Here is a 15423-nt window from a genome sequence, read left to right as displayed (position 1 = left end):
ATGACTGACTGCAAAATATCTAGTAATTCATCATTAAAACTCGACATTTTGGCAGCCAGTAATTCTCCCTCTTACATATATCCTAGCTTTTCTACTTCAGTATTTCTTAATTGCTATATTTTTTTAGCAATCATTGAAATTCTTGTAGCTGAAAACAAACAATTTTTTTTGTTTACCTCATCTGTATAAAAGCATAAATTCTTATCCGGTAAAAAATGTATGTCCCATTCTTTATAAAGATCTGTCAATAGTGCTTTAGCTTCTAAAGATGATATTATTAACCTTTCCGGATAATTTTCACCATCTAATTTAACATCTGTAAGAAAAGTTATAATATTCTCACCATTATCTTTTGTACTATTCTGTATTTTCTTAACGTAATTTCCAATTGGAATAGTTGTAATATTATGTATTGCATCAATAAAAATAACCGCGTCATAAACCGATAAGTCAAAACCAAAATCTAACATATCTCCACACTCAACATTTACGTAGTTCTTAGCATTTTGTGATTCCAATCTTCTGTTTAATATTTGCACTCCTCCTTCGGATTTTTCTATACAATCCACGAAGAAGCCCTTTTGAGCAGCAGGCACTGTATGCCTTCCATCCCCCGCCGCAATATCTAAAACTCTTATTTCGTCTCCTTCTATATTTCTTTTCTCTTCCAATCTATTAAATAATTCTTTCACACATGTTTTAGGCTCTCCATGAAATGACTCCTCCATTTCATGTGTGTAAAATTGATCATATTTTGTACGCATATCCATCTACTCCTTTTAAATTATTTGATTTCATTTATGACTGACTGCAAAATATCTAATATTTCATCACTAGAATTCTGAGTACCATAACTTAATTTAATTACTTTAACATTATCAATAATTTTGTTAAGCATAGTGATTCTTACCTCATCAAGTTCCCCATCTGAAAGAGTACGTTTCTCTATCCATGGATTTAGCCACATGTCATCATTAGGACTTAACATATTTTCAGCCAGTAATTTTCTCTTTTCAGCATCTCCTAATTCTTCTACTTCAATTATATTTTTATTTAAAATAATGTTTGGCATCACAACAAGTCTTAAATTAGCACAGTCTTTCAAATTACACGAAAAAATCTTTTCTAGTTCTTTTGATACAATTTCATATTTTAACGCCCCTTTAAAAATAGCCTCACTATTACCATTGAGACCTTTCATTTGCATCCTAGAAAGTTTCATTGTTTTTACATATTCCCTGACTTTAGACATATTATTGAAAGTACCTACACCAATTCTCATTGATAACGGTAAATATACAATATCTAACTCATCTGTTATAATTATCCTATCATTCGCAATATAATCGATATTCATTTTATTTAAGATGTGACATAACAAAGTTGTTTTTCCTGCTCCCTTTGGCCCACTAATAATAATACCTTTATTTTGTAGCATTACAGCACCAGCATGGAAAATAACCCCACCTTTATTCTCATATGTGCGAATAGTAACTTCTTTCATTATTCTTAATAATTGTCTATTCTTCTCTTTTGTATTTTTCCTTAACACTAAATATTTATAATTACTATCACTTATAAAGAAACACTCCATTACTTCATTGAAATACACCTGTAATCCACCAAAATCATATTCATTAACAAATGTATCAACTCCATTATTACTTTGGTAAATCTTTATTTCTTTATTTTTTTCGAATTTTTCGGACATATCATACAGTTCATCAAAAATGTTTTCGCTTTCAATTCCATATATGTTAAATTCCTCATTTAATAATCTATCACCATTATGGATATAATCTAAACTTTCAACTAAAGTATCCTCTACAATAGCATCTAAATATAGGTTAAACTTTATCCCCGACATAATTACTTCTCTTTGATAAAGTTCCTTGCTTCGAATTTCTTGTATCAATCTGTTAATTTTATCCATTTGTTTTTTTGTATGATATATCTACGCAGACTCTATCATACTCCTCCTCTTTTCATTCTATGTGGATGATGAATTTGTTATTAAGATTTTTTGTCAATTCATCTTAATCTACTATATAAATATAAACTTTCAAAATAATTCTAACATCAAAGATGTTAGGTCAATATTTATTATATTCATGAAATACACTTACTAACTAAACTGAATCAATAATGAAGCCATTGATAGATTTTCATATTTACTACATAATTGTTTAAGTGAACAAGAATCATTTAAAAATTTATCTATTACTGAAATTCTTTCTTTAAAAACATTGTATCTACAATCCTCTACACATTCCCTCAACTTACGTCTAAAATTAACTTCTCTTTCTTTCCCCCAATATTTTTCTATATAACCAAGCAATTTATCTCTAATGAATATTATTGTACTATTCAAATTCCCTCTCTTATATTCATTAGCATATTTTATAAACGGTCTAACCAAATACCCATATAATGCAATCCAATGATCTTCCATAGTGTCTAGGGATTCCAAAAATATATTCATTGGATAAGCTGATCTTTCAGGAAATGCACTTCTATATATAGGAGGTGTAACGTCAATATAAATAATTTTATTAGTATTTTCCTGTATAATGAAATTCTTAGTATTTAAATCTATTCTAATATCCTTATTATATATCCACGCTTTTCTTTGAATAAATATCAACAACTCTATCATTTCCATTAAACCTTCTAAAAAATCAAACTTTAAATTTAATGCAAAATAGTCATGTGCTCTACTATCTTGTATAGAGTGTAAAGTATATCCTTTGATATATTCTTGCTTAATAATTATTTCATTTTTTTTAGAATTATAGATCTCAAAAATTTGTGCAACGTTTATTTTTGCATTTAATAAGTCATTGTAATATTTATATATATTTTTTCTCGGTTCATTTCCACAAAACATATGCATTATTTGAGCATCTAATTTTGAATTAGGATGCTGTACCTTGGTAATAATATTTTTTTCTGTATGACATTTTAAATGACTTCCATTTTTTAAAGTACCATTCACAAGATTACTCCTTAATATCTAGAAATATAAATTCACCGAAAAATAATCTATAAAACTCAAAATCAACATATATATTTTAACACTTTAATATTTAATAACAGCGTACTGTAATGATCAGCTAATAACTATCCTAGATAAAATTTGTGTACATTTATTTCATTATTAAATTTTTGTTCATATATACTGAATGCCAAAATATAAACATATTTTCTTCATTATTTCATCTGCCATATTTTCAAATTCAGCATCCGTATATACTAAAGTATATTTATATATACCTAACGCAGTTAAAAATTCCATTCCTTTTTTCAACAATTCACTTGGCTCTTCTAAAATCCTCACTTCTGCATATCCTTTTAAAAAACTAGTTTTTAGTTCTTTTGTATTAGCTTCTCTATTTAAAAACTTTGTAAAATCCATCCATGGGCTATCATATCTACAACGTTCAAAATCAATTAAAATATATTGATGATTCAGTTTTTTTATATTTCGAATACCAAAATCTCCGTGGATATTTATTTTGGGAATATGTTTATATTCTTCATCTACTAATTGCATACTTGCATATATTTGGTTATATAATGAAATAATTTTAGTATACTTTTTATGATTTTTTAATATTGAAATAAACTCAAAAACTTTCAAAGAGAAATTCGGTTCAACATTATCATATAATTCAATCCCACATGCTTGTTCATGAAATTCTGCAAGCAATCTACCCGCCTGAAATGAAACTTCATTATTAACAAAATCAATATTTGTATAATCTTTGTTGTGAAGAATAAGTATATAATTACTATTTATATAGTCTGTACCTATATATAACTTAGGATAAATCCTACATATAATCTTCACTTCATTATAAAAATTCATTGCATTTGTACTTACTTTTATAAAAATATCGTCATGAAAAACATCACTATACCCAAAATAGTGTTTATTACTCGAACTATGATCTTTCTTTTCAAAATTCCCTTTATATTTATCATTTAAATAGGTAACTATCCCCAAATTTTCTATAATTATTCTCACCCTTTTATGAAAAGATATTGAAAATTAGACAACATGAAATTTATTATGTCAATTAGTAATTTGATTCATAAAGAGCATAGTACTCATGACACCACAAAATTCACTTCTATCTTTTTAAACTAGTTAACTCAATACTATTCATTTTTTAATTCATTCTTACAAATACACTAGCTTTTCCTATTTTATTTTTTTAGAAGTACTCTCAAAAAATAATGATTTTATTTTTTTTCTTTTAAAAAAGTATAAAGTTAAAGAATAAAATCTAAATAATATGCTAGTAAACCCTCCAATTAAAAAGTATATACATTTTGTTGAAAACAAAGGTATTTGGGTTCTACATTGTTTTTTCTTAATAAACAAGAAGAAAAACATATATACAGCCAATACAATTGAAAATGAAATATAGTAAGAAAGTAAGTACAATGGATTTGAAAATAGACCAACTAAACATAAAAACAGAACTCCACATTCTAACCATTCATTAAATACATCAAAAAGCACGCTTACAGACATAGCAATTTTCTTTGAAATTGGTAGCTGGCCAAATTCTTGTTCGTACTCTCTTAGTATTTCCCAAAACTTAAAAAGACCATGGTATATTTTTAAATGTTGCTTTTTGCATTGACTAAAGGAAGTCGTTGCATAGACTGAATTGACATGTGGCACAACAACTTCTTTCTTATTACGAATAAACAATTTATATCCTAATGCAATATCATCTGAATAAACCGGGAAACCATTTAATTCAACTAAGTCCTGGTATTTAATAAACATACCTGATCCCATACAATACTGTATTTTCTTTAAACTATCTTTAAAGATTAATGGCATTCCTTCGATTCCTAAAGATCGACGTATATGCCATATTGAATAAATACTTACAAAAAGACGTTTATAATTAAAACCATTTAAAATAATCGGAATTTGTTGATATATAGAAGGCAATTTACTTTTTTCTTTTACCCTTCTTTCAATATCATCAATTATCCAATTTAACGTCATATTATGGGGTTTAGCATCAAAATCATAAACTCCAATATATGTGTTACTATTTAGTTCATCACTAGAAATTTGTTTTACCGCATAATTCAACTTAGCTGCCTTAGTACTCTCTTTATTGGTATCAAACAATATACTTATATTGTCAAATTGTTTATCTTCCAAGATTTTATTTAATCTAGTATATGAATCTTCTTTTATTATTTTCCCATTTTCATATTCACGTCCAGTTATAATTATCACCTTGACATTACTATGTTCTTTAGTGAATTTATGAAAAAACTCCAACGTGGATTCAAGCATCTCATATTCTTTATGACACGGTAATAATATATAAATTTTCCCGTTTATCAATTTTACAGCTTTATTGTCTCCCCTTAAATAATAATTAATTCTTCTAAGATTATATCCCGCTCTAAAAAGGAGAAATATTTCAAACGCTATCACCACTATTAAAATGACCTTCAATTTAGTCACTCCTAATAAAATAATTGACTGCAAAAACAAAAGTGCAATACTATTTCACTTTGCCTTGTATCTAATTAGAAGGATTTTTACAAATTAATAAATTAATTGTATAGATACTGCCCAATTCATAAATAACAACTAATGTATTTTTTTGTAATTCGTATGCATTAGAACGAAAAGGGATTTGTATTCTTTCGTAATCACCATACTATTTAATCCTAAGTCAACAAATAATGATTAAAGATTTACCTACATATTCATTCTAAAAGTAATACAGAAAATGTTCTTATCTCTGCAACAATTTTTTAAAAACTACACTACTATGAAAATAATCTTCTTTTGTATCTATTCCACCTAGTATAAAAGTCTCTACTCCAGCATCAACATAGCTTTGTAAATAATTTGCTACTTCATCATAATCCCCTACTAGAAGCGGATAAGATGATCCTCCCGTTTTAAATGCCCCTGTCCAATATACCTTGTCGTAAATATCTCCATTGAGCGCTAATTTTGCTATTTTTCTACTCCAAGTATTTTCACTTTTTGCCCTCATAATGGTTTTAATTTTCCCTTCCCTAGTTTGAGGATATCTACTTACTGCAATATCCCATGCTTTTTGGGCTGTATCTCGAGCTATGATTCCAATTCTTATTCCATTACTTTTTAAAGAACTCAATGACTTTTTATTATTCTCTAAAAAAAGTGATATTGGCTCGGGATGAGTTATAATAACATCACCAATCTCTATCCCAACCTCAACTCCACTTTCTGATGAACCTGAAACAAAAAACTCGGGCATGAGATCAAAGCTAATTTTAGAATTAACATATAAATCCTTATAATTATAGTATTTTCCATTATAGGAAAGGGGTGTGTTTTGAGTTAGGCAATATTCTAATACTTCCTTATACTCTTTCAATCGCTTATATCTTTCATCATGTATCATTAATTCGTTTGTTTGTTCTAATTCACTTTTAGAAGCACCTGCAATTAAATTAATATTAATTTTCCTATTGTACAGAACTGTTAAGGATTTTATAATTTTCGCCAAACTATATGGTGGTATTGCATAAGGCTGTACAGCCACTACAGGCACAATTTTTTTTGATAACTCTAATACTTTTGATACTAAAATCCAAGGGTCCATTACATTGTGATTATAATAAATCAATGCACCATTATAGCTATAAGTTTCAATCTTTTTAATAGTGTTTTTAAGATAATCTACATATTCTTCTTCTAAATAGGGGTTCTCCCATTCACCTGATATCTGTGTATATATTTTTATCATTGAATTCTCCTATTCTAATTAATTTCTGAATTAAATAATGATAACTTACCATTTATCCCTTTAAGACGATTATTATGAAACATTATAGAAGCTGATCTTAAATCTCTTAAAGTTCTCTCAAAATTTATTTCCTCTATTTGCTGATAACCATAATACATACCAGATACTTCCACAATCTCATTAATTGCCTTATACAAATTTTCTGATGAAATTATTTTCAAATTATTTATTTGAATACTAAAGCTATTCCAATCCATTTGACTCTTATCTTCTTCTAAATATTGAATGAATTTTTCAATAGTTGATTTTAGATAAATATCAACGGTGTCTATCAACAATCTTATCTCAGAGATTTTACTTAAAATAATTTCAGAATCCCTTTTTGTTTTATCTTTTCTTATTATACGAATAAAACGTTTAAAGGCACTTTTTATTGAACCCAGCCAACTTGAAGCCCACATGATATGACCAATTGGAATCATATAAAATTTTGCAATCTCTTTGAAAGAGATAGAATTTAAGACCCTGTCTTCACTTAATATTCCATGGAACTTCATAGGGATACTTTGGGTGCCTCTCATTCCAAGAGAAGACCATTTTCCTTTCACTTCACTCTGAATCTCATCTTTGAAAGCAAACACTAAAGTAACATCATCTTCGTTAGAGTTAATTGATTTTTTCATAGTAATTAAATACCCATCGGCAAATGCTCCACCTGTTACTACGGGTGCTCTTCTATTAAGAATTATGTTTTCATTTAACCACTCTATTGGGCTTGTAGAGGTTAAAAGATGCCCTCCTTTTCCATATTCAGATGTTACTGAAGCAATATAACTTTGATTATCACAAATACTTTTTAATAACATTTTTTTGAATGGAGTCTCTTCAATATTTAAAAGTGTAAATAATTGTTGACAGTGCATTCCATAAATCATAGATGTGGACAGACAATGCTCTCCTATTTCTTGAACTAGCTTAGAACATCTGAGTATACTCTCTTTTCTTTGTTGACTATTTTCATACATGATCATACTCATTAGTTTATTTTTTTTTAACAGCTCAATGTTCTCTATCGGAAATATACCTTTATCTATTTTTCTTGCATTCTTTGATATGACCCCTAAAACAGTTGTTAAATCTTTATCAAATAATTTAGGATTCTCCATTTAACATCCTGCCTTATCAGGGGTTAATTTGTTTATTGATTCCCATAATGTTTTTGCTGTCGAAAATGTTTCCTCAGTTAAAAGTTCATCTGGAAACACAATGTCAAATTGATCTTCTAATTCTAAAAGTAACTCAATAGAAGCCATAGAATCTAATCCCATATCTTTTAGGGTAGTTTCAAAATTATTACTTACATCATCACTTAAATAATTATTTAACACCTGTATAAATATATTTTTCATTATTATCTCTCCTTGATATTAATTTATTTTCAAAAACCAGGTGTACCTTTTCGTTTTCAACAATTATTTCTTTTGGTAAATCTCTACTAAGGAAACCTATTAGACTCGCTGTTAATCCATAAGCTCCTACATTAGGAATGTAAAAATTATCTCCCCTACTAAAACGGGGCAAATATGCCTTTTTATTTATATAATCTAACGGTGTACATAATGGTCCGACAAGAGTAGTTTCAATCTTTTCTTCATTATATTTATCTAGCGGAATTATATTAAAACTAGATGAAGGAAGCCTTCGTAATCCACTCATCCCTCCTAAACTATTAATACCAAAATCAATCACACAAAAATTACTTCCTTTACTTCTTTTTAAACTTTGTACAGTTCCAATTATTACACCCGAGGTAGCAGTTAGATAACGTCCTGTTTCGAAAGCGATTTCAACTTCTTTATCAAATTCTTTATTTATCATTTCTTTTAGTTGAATTGTTACATCTGAATAATTTGTTAAATCACCAATCTTGCCATACGGTGCCGAAAATCCTCCGCCTAGGTCAACAAACTTTAAATCAATATCTAATTTTTTACTAATTCGTTTTACTGTAAGTATTGCTGATTTGAAATTGTTCAATAATTTTTCACTACTATCAAAATTAGAGCCATTATATATATGGAATCCTTCAATAAGAATGAACTTATTTCTATATTTACTTAATTCTTCAGAATTCAATTGTTCTTCTTCAAATCCAAATTGAGAAGAAACGCCCGTCATGTTTATACTTGCACTCGAAGCTTGAATCTCAGGATTAATCCTTAAGGTAATTCTTATTTTCTTCTGTTTACTCAACGATAAACCGCTAATAATTGCCAACTCATCTAGCGATTCTACGGAAAAATGATTAACCCCTTTTTCTATTGCACAATTAATCTCATCATTAGATTTACCAGGACCTGTATATAAACATTTATCCGCTGACAACCCTGTTTCAAGAGCTGTATCTAATTCTCTAATAGATGATACTTCTGCATAGCATCCTAACTTAATTATATGATTTACTACTTCAGGATTAGGATTTGCCTTTAATGAATAAAATATCTTACTACTATCCGGTAAATAACTTTTTAATCTTTTATACGCAGTTGTAATTTTATGTAAATCGTAAATATATAAAGGACTTCCATAAATCGCAACCAAGTCTTTATAAAATTTCATTAGTTTCGTCTCCTAAGTAAGATTCTATAAGCTTGTTTTTGTCAACCTTTCCATTTATATTAAGTGGAAACTCTTTAACTACTACTATAATTTGAGGTAACTTGTATCTCTCTAATTTCATCTTTAATTGTTCGTTAACATAAGATATGTCTTTATTCGTTTTTGCATATAAAATGGATTTTTTTATTTTTTTATTTGGTGTTATTAATATTCCTCTCTCTACATAAGGGATTTTGTTTACCGCTTCTTCGATTTCTATGGAACTTAATCTATACCCACTTTGTTTAAATTGATCATCCCGTCTTCCATGAAAATATAAATATCCATCATCATCCATATGGAAATAATCCCCAGTAAACAAGGCTCGATCTTTTGTAAAGGGTAAATTATGTCTAAATCGCATTTTTGTCAATTCACTTTGATTCAGATACCCCTCCATTACATTAGGACCTACTACTACAAGTTCCCCTATTTCCCCTGATGGTAATAGTTCATTGTTTTCATTTACAATAAAACAATGTGTTCCCTCTAATGGCTTACCAACTGATGATATTTTCGTACTAATATCTTTTGGGTTAAGTATTGATACACGCTTACATTCTGTAAGTCCATACATAAGATATATCTGACTATCAGGAATTAACCTTCTAATTTTCTCAATTAAACTACTAGGTAAACTCTCACCTGTATTCGTTATTTTTTTAATACTTAAAGTACCCTTTCTTTTTTCTAATATTCTAATTAAACCATTAGTTAAATGAGGCATTGATGGAAAAACTGTAATTCTCCATTTATTTAAAAAATTGTACAATTGTATTCCTGCATCTTTAGTATTACCTAAACATATATCAGCACCAGAAATTAGAGCTAAAAACACTTGATAAAGTCCATAATCAAATGAAAGTGGGAGTAAACAACCAATTACATCACTGTTTCCCATATCTAATTCCTTAGAGATAGCTTTTGTACAGAATATCACCTGCTTATGAGATGATATAACAGCTTTTGGCTTCCCTGTACTCCCCGAAGTATATATTAATAAGGCCTCATCATTTTTAGATCGAGTAATATATTTGTGACAAAAATTCAAATTAATTCCCTGTGAATAAAACTGAATATCCTGTTTATATTCCATTAAAGAAATAATTTTAATTTCCTCATTGTAATAATTGAATTTATCAGCGAATGATGATATGATATATTTTGGTTTGCAATCATTTATAATATACTCAACATTCTCTGTTAAGGTGTCTGAATTAACAACAACAACACTTCCCCCAGCCATTGAAGTACCAAATATGAGTTGAATTAGTTCTATACTATTTTCTAACATTATTAATACTCTATCGCCGGGTTGTAATTTATATGATTTTAGTAAAGCTGCTGTTCTCTTTGCATTCTTTCTTAATTCTGAAACATTAACTGTATCATCATCTGTATGAAAAAATAAATTCCCACTTTTTATATCTAATAAATCGTGTATAAATTCCACTATATCACCCATTAATTAATTAATTATTCATTCCATTAATTATTTAGTTAATTACTTATTTATTTCATTAATCATTCTCGGTCTACTTATATCAAATACTCTATCAACTAGCTCTTGATTAGCGTTATGCTTATAAGCAACTTCTTCGCTATCGTATTGATAAACAATATCAAAATCTTCATTGTAGCTATTTTTATTAAGTAACGGAGAAATATCACATTTAAAAATCCTTTTTACATAAGTTAAAGCAAACTCAACTTGTTTTTCCATTTCATACTCCTCAATGGTTGAAACAATGGTATTCCAGTTTATAAGATTTTTATTAAGCAATATGTGATATATATCACATATTTTATATAGCAATAAATCTTTATACATATTCAAATCTCTAACTGACTTAGCTTCTTTATAAAAGTGTTCACATAAAAAGATAAACATATCATTATAATCAAGTGAATATATCATCTTCCCTTGGATTTTTTCTTTTATCCTATGATTTAAGAATTTTTCAACGATATCCTCATTATGGTTTTTCGTCATTAAATTAACCGAAAAGTGAAGATCAATGACATGGTGAGCTGCCAACATACTATCCTTTGATATATCCTTTACTAATGGAATTACTTCATGAGAATTCATCCTTCTAATCAATAACTCTCGCCTAGTTGGCTTTACAATTTTAATATGGTGTTTAACGTTTCCTTGTACATATCCTAGGGAAAGAATTTCTTCTTTTGCCCTATCTAAATCATTAGGGTGAATCAATATATCATTGTCATTAAAATCCCTTAGGCCACCATCTTTATAAATTATTCCTGATAATGAAACCCCCTTTAGTACTACATATCGAATATTTTTATCTTCTAAAGCCTTACATACCTGATATGTATACTCTAATTGTTCGGAAAATTTTTCTTTTTGCGCATTATATGATTCATTTAAGAGTTTAAATAATCTAGGCATAGCACATCTATTTTTTTCATCTTGAGAATAGTATTTTTTTAAGTTTAACCATGCAATTCCTAACACCCTGTGAATATATAAGAGTCCAATTATTCTATCCCACTCTAAGTGGCTCCCTAATAATTCCTTTAGTCTATTAATCTCACTTTCATTTAAATCCTGTTTCGTTAACAATATTATTAATTCATACTCTAATTTCAGTACTATCAGTCCCTTCAACTAAATTCTCTTCGATAAATTTTTCAATCGGAATGTTAATACTGTACGTAGAACAGTTAATTGCTGCTGGGTGACTATTTTGTACCGCTATTCCAATTGCACAATTGTTTAACATTTGCACATCATTTTCTCCATCACCAAACGCAATAACTTTTTCTAAATTTTTCTCATGAAAATCTGTTGCTAAAAGTTTTATTAGTCCATCTGCCTTATTAACATTCGGTGTTATTTTAAATGCATTTAAGTACGATATAGGTTTCACATTATAATTACTAAAATAATTTATTGAAATTTGTTTATCTTTGTCTTTAGGAAAAACATATACATTACTAAGTCCATTCAAATTAATTTCATCAAAAGATTTTACAATTATTTGAGATCTGTTTATTCTATAAACCATACTATATTTAAGCGCAGCAGATTTTGTCTCTGCAAAACACTCTCCATTATTAATTACAACGAAGTCAGCACTGCTCTTTAATGAATAGAAAATACTCCAAAAAAAATCCAAATCAATTTTTTTAAGTATCGTAATTTTTCCTTCCTCATAGAGAATGTTTCCATCATGACAAACTATTTTTTTATGAAATAGTTTATTATATCTATTTGAAGAAAATAGATTTTTGTAAGATTGCAGAACCCTTCCTGTGGCTATTATTGGTGTTATTCCTGATTTTCTCAATTTCAAAATCGCCTTCTCAATGTTCTGACTAATTTCACCTCTTTCATTTACTATAGTTCCATCTAAATCAAATGCCGCAAATTTAAATCCTTTTAATGTGAACGTTTCTTTTTTCATAAACACCCTTCCTATCCATTAATACTTAGATGTAACTATTAAAAATAACAAACACAAAATCCTTCAAGCTTATTATTTTGACACTAGTAAAAAATAATATAAATCTGATTTCAAATATGATAGAGCGTTAATTTAAAGTTTTTTCATTTATAGCCCCCTCAAAGTGGAAAGGGCTTTCAATAAAGACTAATCTTTTATCGAAAAAATTCTTACCAGTACAAACGTAGCTCATAAACTGCGAACAACATTTTTTAAACTTCATAAAAAATCTGACTTCACCACCTCTATCCCTAAAATCCAAGATAATAGAAATTTGAATTCTCTTCATGTTTTTTTCATAAAGACTTCTAAAAAACAACTATTATTTTGAATTTAAAAAAACGCTATAAGATTTGATTAAATAGTATCCCTATGCAACCTAATCGTAACAGAAAAACGACAAGCTCTTAACATGAGACGATTAGTTATTTAGCGATAATTAAAGCAAACGTTTTCGCTATTATTCAAAAAAAATGAATAAATCATTTAATAACCAATTTCCTCTTATAGTTAAAAATAGTCTTTTTCTTCGTCAATCTTGATAGAATAGTAATACATGGGCATTCATCCCTTCACCAATGATATAAATCCGGATTATTTTCCATAACGATGGTTAAGAATCCTTACATCAATTTAAGAAAGCGATTGCATAAATTAATTTTATTTATTAAGATAGTAATTGTCAAGATATTTATTAAATTGATAAATTTGGAATGGGAGGTGTTTTTTTGATAAAGATTAAAAATCTATCAAAGAAATATAAAGTTATTAAAAAGGAACCTGGATTAAGAGGTGCTATAAAAGCCTTGTATAATCCAAAATATGAATTAGTACATGCGGTTAATAATATTAATTTTTCTATTTCAGAGGGAGAGATAGTTGGCTACATTGGTTCAAATGGAGCAGGAAAATCCACAACAATTAAAATGATGAGTGGAATACTTACACCTGATGACGGGGAAATATTAGTTAATGGTATCATTCCGTATAAAAATAGAAAAAAAAATGCACAGCAGGTTGGGGCAGTATTCGGGCAAAGAACACAATTATACTGGGACATTCCCATCCGCGAATCTTTCGAGCTTTTAAAGCATATTTATGCAATACCTGAGGAAGAATACAATAAAAACCTGAATCACTTTATAGAAATATTAAACCTTAATGATTTACTAGATAAGCCCGTACGTCAGCTATCCTTAGGACAGAAAATGAGATGTGAACTCGCTTCATGCTTTCTTCATAATCCAAAAATTGTTTACCTAGACGAGCCCACAATTGGATTAGATGTAAGCGTTAAAGAGAAAATTCGAGACTTTATAAGTTATATAAATCAGAAAAAAAAGACAACTATAATTCTAACCACCCATGATATGCAAGACATCGAAGTATTATGTAACAGAGTTATAATAATTGATAAAGGCGCTATTATATATGATGGCGATATAAAAAATTTAAAAAACAACTCTCAATATAATCGTGTAATAGAAATGGAGATAGAAAATATAGAAGATAACTTTATATATCCAAGTGAATTCGAGGGATTGGTTGAATATGAAATCAGAACCAATTCGATAAAAGTTCACTATAATAATACAAAAGTCTCTTCACAAACTATTCTATTAAATTTCATGAATAAATATGAAATATCAGATTTCACAATTACCGAACCTGATATAGGCAGGGTCGTTCAAGACATATATAATGGGAGTGCAGAACAGTGAGAAAATATTGGGAATTAGCAAAATCTCAAATAAAGGTTGATATTGCATATATTTCTTTGCATTGGACAAGTATGTGCTCTGGAATTCTAAAAGTATTTCTATTATTTTATTTTTGGAAAGCAGTATATGCTAATCGCTCTACAATTAACGAAATGAATTTTTCTACAATGATTACCTATGTAATTATTGCTCTAATGCTGGAGAGCTATGTGTCAGGTGTAGGTAATAACTTGTCCAGAGGAATTAAAAATGGAGAAATTGCAAATGAGCTACTTAAGCCATATCACTATTTAGATAAGCTTGTAAGTCTCGATATTGGATTTAAAATTTCTAACCTTATAAGGATCTCTTTTCCAATGTTTCTTATCTCTGTGCTTGTATTAAGAGTCGAATTGCCTGGTTCCCCCGTTTCATTATTTTTATTTTTAATAAGTGCATTATTTGGTGTACTAATAGGTACACAATTAGACTTATTAATTGGAATATTAGCCTTCTGGACTACAAATACCTGGGGAATAAAAATATTAAGAGATTCAATTATAAAATTCTTTTCTGGAGCATTAGTACCATTAACTCTTTTTCCTCAATGGTTTCAAATAATTGGGGATTACTTACCTTTTAAGCATATGATTTTTATTCCGGTTTCAATTTATGTTGGTCAGTTTAACACTCACGAATCAATTAATTGTTTACTTTCCCAATTTTTATGGTTAATATTACTATTCTCTATAGTTAGAATTGTTTGGATGTTGTCAATTAGAAAAATAACAATATTTGGAGGTTAAT

General features: G+C 28.5%; 14 protein-coding genes. 2 read left to right on the top strand and 12 right to left on the bottom strand.

The window, feature by feature from the left end; genetic code table 11:
- Positions 1 to 113: 113 nt before the first annotated feature.
- From B5P42_RS23245 to B5P42_RS23190, 12 genes are all read right to left on the bottom strand, one after another.
- The gene (locus B5P42_RS23245) at positions 114 to 764 is read right to left on the bottom strand and encodes a class I SAM-dependent methyltransferase (protein WP_181458824.1); all 651 of its coding nucleotides are present in this window, start codon (positions 762 to 764) and stop codon (positions 114 to 116) included.
- A 20-nt stretch (positions 765 to 784) separates the two neighbouring features.
- Complete coding sequence (locus B5P42_RS23240; RefSeq protein ID WP_220089403.1) at positions 785 to 1867, bottom strand: GTP-binding protein; 1083 nt, start codon at positions 1865 to 1867, stop codon at positions 785 to 787.
- A 258-nt stretch (positions 1868 to 2125) separates the two neighbouring features.
- On the bottom strand, positions 2126 to 2995 hold the full coding sequence (locus B5P42_RS23235) for a hypothetical protein (RefSeq protein ID WP_113735366.1): 870 nt from the start codon (positions 2993 to 2995) through the stop codon (positions 2126 to 2128).
- A 174-nt stretch (positions 2996 to 3169) separates the two neighbouring features.
- Positions 3170 to 4027: a phosphotransferase gene (locus B5P42_RS23230; protein ID WP_142674057.1), complete on the bottom strand. Its 858-nt coding sequence runs from the start codon at positions 4025 to 4027 to the stop codon at positions 3170 to 3172.
- Between the two features lie 177 nt (positions 4028 to 4204).
- The gene (locus tag B5P42_RS23225; protein ID WP_113735364.1) at positions 4205 to 5494 is read right to left on the bottom strand and encodes a glycosyltransferase family 2 protein; all 1290 of its coding nucleotides are present in this window, start codon (positions 5492 to 5494) and stop codon (positions 4205 to 4207) included.
- Positions 5495 to 5780: 286 nt separating this feature from the next.
- Entirely contained in the window at positions 5781 to 6785 is a 1005-nt protein-coding gene (locus B5P42_RS23220) for an LLM class flavin-dependent oxidoreductase (RefSeq protein ID WP_113735363.1), read from the bottom strand.
- 14 nt (positions 6786 to 6799) lie between these two features.
- The gene (locus B5P42_RS23215) at positions 6800 to 7951 is read right to left on the bottom strand and encodes an acyl-CoA dehydrogenase family protein (RefSeq protein WP_113735362.1); all 1152 of its coding nucleotides are present in this window, start codon (positions 7949 to 7951) and stop codon (positions 6800 to 6802) included.
- Entirely contained in the window at positions 7952 to 8194 is a 243-nt protein-coding gene (locus tag B5P42_RS23210; protein ID WP_113735361.1) for a phosphopantetheine-binding protein, read from the bottom strand.
- A complete protein-coding gene (locus tag B5P42_RS23205; RefSeq protein WP_113735360.1) occupies positions 8163 to 9404 on the bottom strand; it encodes a type III PLP-dependent enzyme domain-containing protein in 1242 nt (413 codons plus the stop codon). The genes B5P42_RS23210 and B5P42_RS23205 overlap by 32 nt, the downstream gene beginning before the upstream one ends.
- Complete coding sequence (locus tag B5P42_RS23200) at positions 9391 to 10896, bottom strand: class I adenylate-forming enzyme family protein (protein WP_220089402.1); 1506 nt, start codon at positions 10894 to 10896, stop codon at positions 9391 to 9393. The genes B5P42_RS23205 and B5P42_RS23200 overlap by 14 nt, the downstream gene beginning before the upstream one ends.
- A gap of 51 nt (positions 10897 to 10947) precedes the next feature.
- Complete coding sequence (locus B5P42_RS23195) at positions 10948 to 12078, bottom strand: nucleotidyltransferase family protein (RefSeq protein ID WP_113735358.1); 1131 nt, start codon at positions 12076 to 12078, stop codon at positions 10948 to 10950.
- Positions 12044 to 12877 (bottom strand): HAD-IIB family hydrolase, encoded by an 834-nt coding sequence (locus B5P42_RS23190; RefSeq protein ID WP_113735357.1) that lies wholly within the window; start codon positions 12875 to 12877, stop codon positions 12044 to 12046. The genes B5P42_RS23195 and B5P42_RS23190 overlap by 35 nt, the downstream gene beginning before the upstream one ends.
- Before the next feature lie 767 nt (positions 12878 to 13644).
- Between B5P42_RS23190 and B5P42_RS23185 the strand changes: the two genes are divergently transcribed.
- On the top strand, positions 13645 to 14637 hold the full coding sequence (locus B5P42_RS23185; protein WP_113735356.1) for an ABC transporter ATP-binding protein: 993 nt from the start codon (positions 13645 to 13647) through the stop codon (positions 14635 to 14637).
- Complete coding sequence (locus tag B5P42_RS23180; protein WP_113735355.1) at positions 14634 to 15422, top strand: ABC transporter permease; 789 nt, start codon at positions 14634 to 14636, stop codon at positions 15420 to 15422. Before B5P42_RS23185 ends, B5P42_RS23180 begins: the two co-directional genes overlap by 4 nt.
- Position 15423 lies beyond the last annotated feature (1 nt).

The organism is Bacillus sp. SRB_331 (genome assembly GCF_003264175.1).
Lineage (GTDB): Bacteria > Bacillota > Bacilli > Bacillales > Bacillaceae_G > Bacillus_A > Bacillus_A mycoides.
The sequence above is the reverse complement of the archived record's forward strand: the minus strand, read 5'-3'. Positions and strand labels throughout refer to the sequence as shown.

Excerpts from the sequence above, each read along its gene's own strand:
- B5P42_RS23220 (WP_113735363.1), bottom strand. The coding sequence starts at position 6,785 with ATGATAAAAATATATACACAGATATCAGGTGAATGGGAGAACCCCTAT.
- B5P42_RS23215 (WP_113735362.1), bottom strand. The coding sequence starts at position 7,951 with ATGGAGAATCCTAAATTATTTGATAAAGATTTAACAACTGTTTTAGGG.
- B5P42_RS23240 (WP_220089403.1), bottom strand. The coding sequence starts at position 1,867 with ATGTCGGGGATAAAGTTTAACCTATATTTAGATGCTATTGTAGAGGAT.
- B5P42_RS23245 (WP_181458824.1), bottom strand. The coding sequence starts at position 764 with ATGCGTACAAAATATGATCAATTTTACACACATGAAATGGAGGAGTCA.
- B5P42_RS23205 (WP_113735360.1), bottom strand. The coding sequence starts at position 9,404 with ATGAAATTTTATAAAGACTTGGTTGCGATTTATGGAAGTCCTTTATAT.
- B5P42_RS23190 (WP_113735357.1), bottom strand. The coding sequence starts at position 12,877 with ATGAAAAAAGAAACGTTCACATTAAAAGGATTTAAATTTGCGGCATTT.
- B5P42_RS23210 (WP_113735361.1), bottom strand. The coding sequence starts at position 8,194 with ATGAAAAATATATTTATACAGGTGTTAAATAATTATTTAAGTGATGAT.